The organism is Pseudomonas sp. SWRI51 (assembly GCF_014268825.1).
Classification (GTDB): Bacteria; Pseudomonadota; Gammaproteobacteria; order Pseudomonadales; family Pseudomonadaceae; genus Aquipseudomonas; species Aquipseudomonas farsensis.
The window spans coordinates 1-12388 of the sequence record NZ_JABWRG010000128.1; the positions used below are offsets into that span (position 1 = coordinate 1).

The window sequence follows — 12388 nt, forward strand, 5'->3', positions numbered from 1 at the left end:
TCGGCAGTGCCCAGCAACGGCAGCTCGGCCACGGCTTGCTCAGGCTGGGCGACGATGCCCTGCAACAGGTTGGTGAAGTGCTCGGCCATGCGCTCGATGGTCGCGCGATCGAACAGGTCGGTGGCATACACTAGCGACGCCAGCATGCCGTCCTCACTCTCGAACATGTCCAAGGTGAGGTCGAACTGGGCGATACCGGTATCCCACTGCAGCCCTTCCACGCTCAACTCATGCACCTGCTGCGCACCTTGGAACCGCGGAGCGTCGCTCTGGTAGTTGAACAGCACCTGGAACAACGGGGTGTGGCTCAGGTTACGCTCAGGCGCCAACGCTTCGACCAGTTGCTCGAACGGCAGGTCCTGATGGGCCTGTGCTTGCAGCGCGGCGTGCCGTACCTGGCCAAGCAGCTCAAGGAAGGTCGCCTGAGGTGCGAACTCGGCCTTGAGCACCTGAGTGTTGACGAAGAAGCCGATCAACCCCTCGGTGCAGGCGTGGTTACGGTTGGCGACAGGCACACCCACCCGAATATCGGTCTGGCCACTGTAGCGATGCAGCAGCGTCTGATAGGCCGCCAGCAGTAGCATGAACAGCGTCACACCGTGCTCGCGAGCCAACTCACGCAACCCCTGTTGCAACGGTGCAGGCAGCACCAATGTCAAGCTCGCCCCTGCCTGGCTGCGCAGCGCCGGGCGGGCGCGATCAAGCGCCAGGTCCAGCACAGGCTGCGTACTGCCCAACTGCTGCAGCCAATACGCTAATTGCCGTTCCCGCTCACCATCGTCCATCCACTGACGCTGCCAGACGGCGTAGTCGGCGTACTGGAACGCGAGCTCAGGCAGGTTGGCCGCACGCGCCTGGCTGAAGGCGTCATACAGGGCAACCAGCTCGTCAACCATCACCTGCATCGACACTCCGTCACTCACGATGTGATGCATTACCAGCACCAGTACATGCGAGTGGGCCTCTACACGCAGCAATTCTGCCCGCAGCAACGGCCCCTGCTGCAAATCGAACGGCTGGCGCACTTGTTGCTCGATACGTGCCAGCAGGTAAGCCTCATCGACTTCGGCCACTACTTGAACAGGCAGCTCGAAGGCGAACGGCGCCTGCACCACTTGCTCGGTGCGCCCGTCCTGATGGACGAACACACTGCGCAGTGTCTCGTGGCGGGCGATGAGGTGCTCGAAAGCCTTGCGCAGCGCTTCTGGCTGCAAGGGGCCACGCAGGCGCAGGGCGACCGGGATGTGATAGGCGGCGCTGTCCGGCGCCAGTTGCCAGAGGAACCACTGCCGCTCTTGGGCGTAGGACAATGCCAAGGCCTGGGTACGGTCGGCGACAGTGATGGAAGGCACCGCAGTGACCGCGCCGCCCTGCAACTGAGCGCAGAATGCCTGCAAAGTGGCATGTTCGAACAAGGTGCGCAGAGCGACCTCGACCTGCAGCACATGCCGCACGCGTGCAACCGCCTGGGTCGCCAGCAACGAGTGTCCGCCAAGTTCGAAGAAGTGGTCGTTCATTCCTACCTGGGGCAGCTTGAGCACTTCAGCCCAGATCGTCGCCACGGTTTGTTCCAACACGCTGCGCGGCGCCACGTAGGCGTCCAGGGGCTGGCCGGCCTGTGGCTGCGGCAGCGCTTTGCGGTCGAGCTTGCCGTTAGGGGTCAGCGGCATGGCGTCGAGCACAACCAGGTGGGATGGGACCATATAGTCGGGAAGCAGCGCTCGCAGGCTGGCTTTGAGAGCGTCGCACCAGGCCGCATCGGCCTGTGCCGGATGAAGCGCGACAACGTAGGCCACCAACTGCTGGCCACTGGCCCCTGGCCGCGCCACCACTGCGGCATCGCGCACCTCAGCCTCGGCCAGCAAGCGCGACTCGACTTCACCCAACTCGACCCGGAAGCCGCGGATCTTCACCTGGTTGTCCACCCGGCCCTGGTAGTCGAACACCCCATCGGCCCGCTCGCGGACCAGGTCGCCACTGCGGTAGATCCGCGCCCCCGGCGCCCCATAGGGGTCGGGCACGAAGCGCTCGGCAGTCATGCCGGGGCGGTCCAGGTAGCCACGGGCAAGGCCATGCCCACCCAGATACAACTCGCCTTGCACGCCTGCCGGCAGCAGGCTCAGGTCGGCACTCAGCACATAGGTGCACCGGTCGCCGATACGGGTGCCGATCGGTGCATAGGCGGCGCCACAGTCGGTGTGACGATCAGCCTTCCAGATCAGCGGCGTGACCACCGTCTCGGTCGGCCCATAGCCGTTGATGATGTGCTGCGGCGCGAGGGCAGCATGCACCCGCTCGTAGCTGTCACGCGGCACCGCATCCCCGCCGAAGCAGTAAATCCGCGCACTGGGCGCCTCACCGTGCAGCTCGACGTGCTCGGCCATCTGTAACAGGTAGGCAGGCGGGAACGCCGCTACGGTCACCCCGTGCTCACACATCCGCGCACAAGTCTGGCCGGGCTCCCACAAGCTGTCGTCGCGCACCAGCAGACGGCTGCCGTGGGTCAGCGCAGTCAGCCAGCGCTCGTGGGCACCGTCGAAGGCGAACGACATGAAGTGCAGCTCACAGTCGTCTTCGCTCATCGCGTACCGTTGGCCGATGGCTTCGCAGTGCATCGCCAACGGGCCATGCTCGACGCACACCCCCTTGGGCTTGCCGGTGGAGCCGGAGGTGTAGATCACATACGCCAGGCTCTGCGCGTGCACCACCACCTGCGGCGCATACAGCGGGTGGGCGGCAAGGTCCAGGGTGTCGAGCTGCAGGGTCGCCAGGGTCGCCGGCAGCGGCAGTTGCCCACGCAGGGTCGAGTCGGTGAGCAGCAGGGCAATGCCTGAGTCTTCCATCAGGTAGGCCAGGCGCTCGGCCGGGTAGCTGGCGTCCAGCGGCACATAGGCGCCACCGGCCTTGAGCACGGCGAGCAAGGCGACAAGCACCTGCGGCCCACGCGGCAGCGCCACGCCAACGCGAATCTCGCCGCCAACGCCCTCCTCGATCAGGCGCCAGGCCAGCTGGTTGGCTTGCTGGTCCAGGCTGGCGAAGCTCAGTTGCTGATCGGCGAAAAACACCGCTGGGGCCTCGGGCCGCCGCGCGGCCTGCTGGGCAATACGCTGGTGCACCAGCAGCCCGTCCTGCCAGGGCTGCGGCGCATTGGCCAGGGCCAAGGCACTGCGTTGCTGCGCATCGAGCAAGGCCAGGTTGCCAAGGGCCGCGGCAGGCGCCTGACTGAACTGTTCCATCAGCCCCAGCAATTGCTGGTCCAGGCGCTCGATGCCCGCGGTGTCGAACTGTTCACGCATGAAGCTGTAGTGCAGCTCGAGCGTTGCGCCCATGTTGACGCCCAGGGTGAGCGGATAGTTGGTCTGCTCGCGGCTGTCGACCGTGCCGAACTGCAACTCCTGCGGAGCGCCACGCTCCAGCGCTTCAGCCACCGGGTAATTCTCGAATACCAGCAGGCTATCGAACAAGGCATCGCCGCCCTGCCCGGCCCAGCGCTGAATCTCGAACAGCGGGGTGTGCTCGTGCTCGCGCAGCTCAAGGTTCAGGGCCTGGACCCGTTGCAACCAGTCGGCCACCGACTGCGCCGGTTGCGGGCTGGCGATCACCGGCAGAGTATTGATGAACAGGCCGATCTGCTGCTCGATACCGGCCAGCTCCATCGGGCGCCCCGCCACTGTCGCACCGAAGGCCACCGCAGGCTGCCCGGTGTAGCGCTGCAACAGCAACAGCCACGCCGCTTGCAGCACGGTGTTGAGGGTGACTTTCTGCTGCCGGGCAAACGCCTCCAGGCGCTGGGTGCGCTCAGCGTCTACCTGCCGCACATGGTTTGCGTAGCCGCTGCCAGGTGCGCTCTGCAGGCTTTGCGCCAGTCGGGTAGGCGCCTCCAGCAGGGCTAGCCGCTCACGCCAGAACGCCTCGCTGAGCGCCGGGTCCTGACGCTGCAGCCAGTCGATATAGTCGCGGTAGCGCCCGGTGTGCGCCGGAGGGTGCCCGGCGTAATGCTGCAGCACCTCGCCCATCAACTGCGAATTGCTCCAGCCATCCATGAGGATGTGGTGGTTGGTGTAGATCAACTCGAAACCCTGCTCACCGGTGCGCACCACCGTCATGCGCAACAGCGGCGCCTGGCGCAGGTCGAAACCACGCGCACGCTCGGCCTCCGCCAGGGCATCCAGGCGCGCGTCCAGGTCGGCCTCGGCATGCCAATCCAGGTACTCGAACGGCACCTCAACCTGACGCTGAACCACCTGTAGCGGCTGGCCGATATCGCCTTCCCAGACAAAACGGCTGCGCAGGATCGGCTGTGCATCGGCAGCAGCCTGCCAGGCACTGCGAAAACGCTCGACCTGCAAGCCTTGCACGGTCACCCGCATCTGGTTGACGTAGTCGCCGTTGCCTTCGCCATAAAGGCTGTGGAACAGCATGCCTTGCTGCATCGGCGAGAGCGGGTAAAGGTCTTCGATTGCCCGCGGGTCATCCAGCAGCAGGTCAAGGCGCGCCTGATCCAGCCCGGCCAACGGGAAGTCGGCAGGCGTGGCCCCGGCATTGCGCGGGTCGCAGCAGTGGCCGATCAGCGCCTTGAGTTCGCGCGCGTAGTCATCGGCCAGGGCCTGCACGGTGGCGTCGTCGAACATCTCGTAGCTGAACGTCCAGCCGATCGCCAGCTCCCCGCCATAGACCTGGCCGTTGAGGGTCAGCCAGTTGCCCAGCGGCGCATCCGGGCTTTGTTCCTCGCCACGCGCCTCGCCGGACGGCAGCCACAGTGCACCGTGTTCGGTATCGAAGCTGCCATCGAACTGGCCCAGGTAGTTGAAAGTGATGCGCGGTGTGGGCAAAGCCGCCAGGCTGGCCTGCACCGAGGCATCACCGAGGTGACGCAGGATGCCGTAGCCAATGCCCTTGGCAGGCACTGCCCGCAACTGCTCCTTGACCGACTTGATCGAGCCGGCCAGGTCCGCCGCCGGGGTCAGTACCAGCGGGAACAAGGTGGTGAACCAGCCCACGGTGCGGGTCAGGTCGACGTCCTCGAAGAGTTCTTCGCGGCCATGCCCTTCGAGCTGGACAAGCGCCGTAGACTGCGCGCTCCAGCGGCATATCACCCGGGCCAGGGCGGCCAGCAGCAGGTCATTGACCTGGGTGCGGTAGGCCGCAGGCGCCTGCTGCAGCAATTGCCGCGTCAGCTCGCTGTCCAGGCGCGTGTACAGGCTGCGGGCATGGCGATTGCGCTGCCCTCCGGCAGGGTTTGCGCACGGCAGGCCTGGCGCAGCACCGGCCAGCTGCGCCTGCCACCAGGCCAGTTCGGCGGCCATGGCCGGGCTGCGCGCATAGGTTTCAAGGCGCTCGGCCCAGGCCTTGTAGGCCGTGGTTTTACCCGGCAGCTGCAGCGGCTGCTGCGCACCCAGCTGGGTATAGGCCTGCTGCAGGTCTTCGAACAGCACCCGCCAGGAGACCCCGTCTACGACCAGGTGGTGAATCACCAGCAACAAGCGCTGACTGCCATCGGCCATGTCCACCAACACGGCGCGCAGCAGCGAGCCGTCCAGTTGCAGGCTGGTTTGCGCCGCCTCGCACAAGGCCTGCAGCGCCGCCTCGTCGGCGGCCTGGCGTTGCCACAGCAGGCCGCTGGCGGTGTCTGGCTGCGCGTGGCACGCCTGCCATTGGCCTTGTTCCCGGCTAAAGCGCAGGCGCAAGGCATCGTGATGGTTCACTACCACTTGCAGGGCCGCTTCGAGGGTGGTCGCATGCAGCGCAGCCGTTGGCCGCAGCAGCACCGACTGGTTCCAGTGATGGGCCTGTTCGCTCACCTCGGCAAAGAACCACTGCTGCACCGGCAACAGCGGCATGCCGCCCTGCACCGGGCCCTGGTCGATGCGCTGAATACCGTCGTCCTCACGCGCCACCCGCGCCAGGCTCTGCACGGTCTGGTGCTGGAACAACTGCTTGGGCGTGAAGTGGATACCGGCCTGACGGGCGCGGCTGACCACCTGGATGGAAATGATCGAGTCGCCGCCCAGCTCGAAGAAGTTATCACCCAGGCCGACGCGCTCCAGGCGCAGGACATCCGCCCATACGGCGGCGATACGTTGTTCGATGGCCGTTTGCGGGGCGATGTAGGCCTGTTGCAACAGGCTGGCGTCCGGCGCCGGCAAGGCGCGCCGGTCCAGCTTGCCGTTGGCGGTCAATGGCATGCGCTCAAGCAGCAGCAGGTGCGCCGGCACCATGTACTCCGGCAGGTCCTCGCGCAGCCCGGCCTTGAGCGTTTCACGCCAGGCCGCTTGTTCCTGCACCGGTTGCGCAGGCACCACGTAGGCGACCAGTTGCGTGCCGCTCGCCCCGTCATGGGCCAGCACCACCGCTTCACGCACCTGCGACAAGGCCTGCAGGCGCGCCTGGATTTCACCCAGCTCGATGCGGAAACCACGGATTTTCACCTGGTGGTCCATGCGCCCGACATATTCGATCACGCCATCGGCACGCCAGCGTGCCAGGTCTCCGCTGCGGTACAGCCGCGCCCCCGCGGCGCCGAACGGGTCAGGGATGAACCGCGTGGCGCTGAGGTCGGCACGGTTCAGGTAACCCCGTGCCAAACCTTCACGGCCTACATACAGCTCACCGATGCAGCCCGCCGCCACCGGGTTGAGGTCGCCGTCCAGCACGTACAGGCTCTGGTCCGGAATCGGCACGCCAATCGGGCTTGAGGCGCCCTGCTCCAGGTCGGCCAGGGACAGCGGCCGGTAGGTCACGTGCACCGTGGTTTCGGTGATGCCATACATATTCACCAACTGCGGGGCACGGTCGCCAAAGCGCTCGAACCACGGTTTCAGGCTTGCCACCTCCAGCGCCTCGCCGCCAAACACCACGTAGCGCAGGTGCTGATCGCCGCGTGCGCCCTCGGCACAGGCCACCTGCATGAGCTGGCGGAACGCCGAGGGTGTCTGGTTGAGCACGGTGACACGCTGCTCGCACAGCAGTTGGTAGAACGCCTCTGGCGAGCGGCTGACATCCTGCGGCACCACTACCAGTCGCCCGCCGTGCAGCAAGGCGCCAAACAGCTCCCACACCGAGAAGTCGAAGGCGTAGGAGTGGAACAGCGTCCAGCAGTCCTGCGGGCCAAAGCCGAACCAGCCCTCGGTGGCCTCGAACAGGCGCAGTACGTTGCGGTGCGCAAGCAAGGTGCCTTTGGGCTTGCCGGTGGAGCCGGAGGTATAGATGACGTAGGCCAGGTTATCCAGGCTCACCTCGACGGCCGGGTTGTGCTCGGCAAAGTCGCGGTAGTTGCCTGCCAGGTCCAGCAGGCGCACATCATCAGGCAGCTCCAGGCCGAGGTCGCCCTGTCCCAGCAGCAGCTTCAGGCCACTGTCCTCGACCATGTAGTGCAGGCGCTCCGACGGGTACGCCGGGTCCAGCGGCACATAGGCGCCACCGGCCTTGAGGATGGCCAGCAGGCCTACCACCAGTTCCAGCGAGCGCGGCGCCGCCAGCCCGACCAGCACGTCGGCGCCGACGTCTTGGTCGATCAAGGCATGGGCCAGGCGGTTGGCCTGGCGGTTGAGTTCGCCGTAGCTCAGTTGCCGACCCTCGCAGACTACAGCCGTGACATCCGGGGTGCGCGCGGCCTGGGCCTCGATCAGACGGTGCAGCGGCAAGGTTGGAGTGAAGCTTGCCGGGTTGGCGTTCCAGGCGTGCAGCGTGTGCGTGCGCTCATCTGGTGACAGCATCGGCAGCTCGCTGACCCGGGCCTGCGGCGCGGCAACGATGCCCTGCAGCAAATTGTGCCAGTGCGCGGCAATGCGCTCGGCGGTGGCTTGGTCGAAGAGGTCGGTGGCGTAGGTCAACGTGGCCCACAGTTGGCCTTGCGCCTCGTGGGTATCGAGCATCAGGTCGAATTGCGCGGTATGGCTCTGCCAGTTCAGCGCCTCGACCGCCAAGCCCGGCAGCTGATGCGCCTGCTGGGTTTCGCCGCGGTGCACCTGATGGTTGAACAGCACCTGGAACAGCGGGCTATGGCTGAGGTTGCGTTCCGGCGCCAGTGCCTCGACCAGTTGCTCGAACGGCAAATCCTGATGCTCCTGCGCCCCCAGCGCGGCCTCTTTGGCCTGCTGCAGCAGGTCGCTGAACGGCGCCTGGCCATCGACCTCGACGCCGAGCACCTGGGTATTGACGAAGAACCCGATCAGGCGCTCGGTTTCGGCACGGTTGCGGTTGCCGATGGGCACCCCGACCCGAATGTCGCGCTGGCGGCTGTAGCGGTGCAGCAACGCCTGGAAGGACGCCAGCAGCACCATATACAAGGTAGCGCCATACTGGCGCGCCACCGCTTGCAAGCCTTGACTCAACTCGCCGGGCAGCTCGATGTCCAGGCGCGCGCCGGCAAAACTCTGCTGCGCCGGGCGTGGCCGATCCAGGGGCAACTCCAGCAGCGGTTGCTCGCCACCAAGGCGGGCGGTCCAGTAAGCCAGCTGGCGCTCGCGCTCGCCGGCCTCCATCCATTGGCGCTGCCACAACGCATAGTCGGCGTACTGGATCGGTAAGGCCGGCAGTTGCGGTTGCTCACCGAGCGCGAACGCGGCATAGCAGGTGATCAGTTCCTCGACCATCAGTTGCATCGAGGCACCATCTGAAATGATGTGGTGCTGGGTCAACACCAGTACATGGTCGTTGGCATCCAATTGCAGCAGCCGCGCACGCAGCAGTGGCCCCTGGCTTAGGTCGAAGAGTTCGGCAATCTCGCCCTCCACCGCCTGCGTGAGCTGCCCCTCATCCGCCAGCGGCTGTACCGGGATCGGCAAGGCAAACGGCGCCTTGATCTGCTGCTGCAACTGGCCCTGCGCCTCCACGAACACCGTGCGCAGCACCTCGTGACGCTCGATCAGCGTGGCGAAGCTCTGCTGCAGCGCGGCCAGGTCCAAGGCGCCGCGCAAGCGCAGCGCCTTGGGGATGTGATACGCCGCGCTGTCCGGCTCGAGGTTCCAGAGAAACCACTGACGCTCCTGGGCATACGACAACCGAAGGGGCTCGTCGCCATCGCGCCGGAAAATCGGCGCGATGCCATAGAGGTTGACCCCCTTCTGACTCAGCAGAATCGCCAAGGCTTTGCGCTTCTCGGAAGAAAGCGCACTTACCGATTCGATTAGTTGCTGCATGCCGTGTCCTCACTAGGAAATCAGTTTTTCAAGATCATCGGCAGTTAGACGATTGAGGTCCTCCAAGGATTTAGCCAAAACATCGTGCAGCGGATCGAGCTCAGGTTGCAGGGCCTGCAAAGCCTCGCAGAAGTCCGCCAGGTCGCGGGCCAGGAACAGGGCCTTGACCGGCACTTCATGGCCGAGCGCCTCACGCAGGCGCAGCACCACCTGGGTGGCCAGCAAAGAATGGCCGCCAAGCTCGAAGAAGTTGTCGTTCAAGCCCACCTGGTCGAGCTCAAGCACCTGCGCCCACAGGGCCGCCACCTGCACTTCGAGGTCGCTGGTCGGCGCCACATAAGCCTGTTGCAACAAGCTGGCATCCGGCGCCGGCAAGGCGCGCCGGTCCAGCTTGCCGTTGGCGGTCAACGGCATGCGCTCAAGCAGCAGCAGGTGCGCCGGCACCATGTACTCCGGCAGATCTTCACGCAGCCCGGCCTTGAGCGTTTCACGCCAGGCCGCTTGTTCCTGCACCGGTTGCGCAGGCACCACGTAGGCGACCAGTTGCGTGCCGCTCGCCCCGTCATGGGCCAGCACCACCGCTTCACGCACCTGCGACAAGGCCTGCAGGCGCGCCTGGATTTCACCCAGCTCGATGCGGAAACCACGGATTTTCACCTGGTGGTCCATGCGCCCGACATATTCGATCACGCCATCGGCACGCCAGCGTGCCAGGTCTCCGCTGCGGTACAGCCGCGCCCCCGCGGCGCCGAACGGGTCAGGGATGAACCGCGTGGCGCTGAGGTCGGCACGGTTCAGGTAACCCCGTGCCAAACCTTCACGGCCTACATACAGCTCACCGATGCAGCCCGCCGCCACCGGGTTGAGGTCGCCGTCCAGCACGTACAGGCTCTGGTCCGGAATCGGCACGCCAATCGGGCTTGAGGCGCCCTGCTCCAGGTCGGCCAGGGACAGCGGCCGGTAGGTCACGTGCACCGTGGTTTCGGTGATGCCATACATATTCACCAACTGCGGGGCACGGTCGCCAAAGCGCTCGAACCACGGTTTCAGGCTTGCCACCTCCAGCGCCTCGCCGCCAAACACCACGTAGCGCAGGTGCTGATCGCCGCGTGCGCCCTCGGCACAGGCCACCTGCATGAGCTGGCGGAACGCCGAGGGTGTCTGGTTGAGCACGGTGACACGCTGCTCGCACAGCAGTTGGTAGAACGCCTCTGGCGAGCGGCTGACATCCTGCGGCACCACTACCAGTCGCCCGCCGTGCAGCAAGGCGCCAAACAGCTCCCACACCGAGAAGTCGAAGGCGTAGGAGTGGAACAGCGTCCAGCAGTCCTGCGGGCCAAAGCCGAACCAGCCCTCGGTGGCCTCGAACAGGCGCAGTACGTTGCGGTGCGCAAGCAAGGTGCCTTTGGGCTTGCCGGTGGAGCCGGAGGTATAGATGACGTAGGCCAGGTTATCCAGGCTCACCTCGACGGCCGGGTTGTGCTCGGCAAAGTCGCGGTAGTTGCCTGCCAGGTCCAGCAGGCGCACATCATCAGGCAGCTCCAGGCCGAGGTCGCCCTGTCCCAGCAGCAGCTTCAGGCCACTGTCCTCGACCATGTAGTGCAGGCGCTCCGACGGGTACGCCGGGTCCAGCGGCACATAGGCGCCACCGGCCTTGAGGATGGCCAGCAGGCCTACCACCAGTTCCAGCGAGCGCGGCGCCGCCAGCCCGACCAGCACGTCGGCGCCGACGTCTTGGTCGATCAAGGCATGGGCCAGGCGGTTGGCCTGGCGGTTGAGTTCGCCGTAGCTCAGTTGCCGACCCTCGCAGACTACAGCCGTGACATCCGGGGTGCGCGCGGCCTGGGCCTCGATCAGACGGTGCAGCGGCAAGGTTGGAGTGAAGCTTGCCGGGTTGGCGTTCCAGGCATTCACAGCGGCCTGACGTTGCTCGCCATCAAGCAGTTGCAAGGTTTCGACCGGTGCTTGCGCACCCTGCTCGAGCATCTGCAGCAACAGATGCTGCAACTGCTGGGCAATCTGCTCGATGATCGCAGCGCTGAAGGCCTGGCAGTCGTAGCTGTAACGCAGCGACAGGCTGTCTTCCAAGCCGACTACCAAGGTCAGCGGGTAGTTGCTCTGCTCCTGGGTGTGAACCTGACCAAAACGCAGACCGGACGGCGCGCCACGCTCCAGGGCTTCGGCCACGGGGTAGTTCTCGAACACCAGCAGGCTGTCGAACAGCGCATCCCCGCCCTGTCCGGCCCAACGCTGGATATCGAACAACGGCGTGTGCTCGTGCTCGCGGATACCCACGTTGAGGGCCTGCAGGCTGTCCAGCCAGGCGCCCAGGCGTTGCCCGGCCACCACCGGCACGATCACCGGCAATGTGTTGATGAACAGGCCGATCTGTTGCTCGATGCCGGCAAGTTCAGCCGGACGCCCGGCCACCGTGGCGCCGAACGCCACGCACTCCTGGCCGACACGTCGTTGCAGCAACAAGGCCCAGGCACCTTGCACCAAGGTGTTGACGGTGATTTTGCAAGCACGGGCAAAGTGCCCGAGGCGCGCGGTGGTGGCGGCATCGATCAGCAGGCCGTGCTCGGCGTAACCGGCCTGGCCGTGATGCTGGCAGGTGCTGGCCAGGCGCGTCGGTTGTTCCAGCGTGGCCAGTTGCTCGCGCCAGAACGCTTCGCTCAGCACGCGGTCCTGGCGTTGCAGCCAGCCGATATAGTCGCTGAAGCGGCCGACAGGCGCCGCAGGCTGCTCCCCGCTGTAGCGCTGCAACACCTCGGCCAGCAACTGGGCGTTGCTCCAGCCGTCCATGAGGATGTGGTGGCTGGTGTAGATCAGCACGTGGCGATCATCGCCGGTACGTACCAGCAGCAGGCGCAGCAACGGCGCTTGCTGCATGTCGAAGCCACGCGCGCGTTCATCGGCGGCCAGTGTGGTGATGGCCTGGGTGCAGTCGCGACGTTCGCGCCAGTCCAGTTCGCGCAGGGCCACCGATGCCTGGCGCCGCACCACTTGCACGGGCTGGGCCTGTTCGGCAGACCAGACGAAGGTGCAGCGCAGGCTGTTATGGGCCTGGATCACGGCATTCCAGGCGGCCTCGAAGCGCGCTACCTGCAAACCTTGAACCTCGACTTGCATCTGGTTGATGTAGTCGCCCGTGGCATCGCCAAAGCTTGAGTGGAACAGCATGCCCTGCTGCATGGGCGACAACGGGTAGATGTCTTCGATGTCAGCCACCGCCACCGGCAATGCAT

At 65.7% G+C, this 12388-nt stretch carries 2 protein-coding genes; both read right to left on the reverse strand.

The annotated features are described in order from the left end of the window. Positions 1-9140: non-ribosomal peptide synthetase (locus HU720_RS22540; protein ID WP_186523079.1), on the reverse strand; the 9140-nt coding region annotated here is incomplete at its 3' end. A gap of 12 nt (positions 9141-9152) precedes the next feature. Continuing rightward, on the reverse strand, positions 9153-12388 hold a 3236-nt coding region (locus HU720_RS22545; protein ID WP_186523080.1), incomplete at its 5' end, for a non-ribosomal peptide synthetase.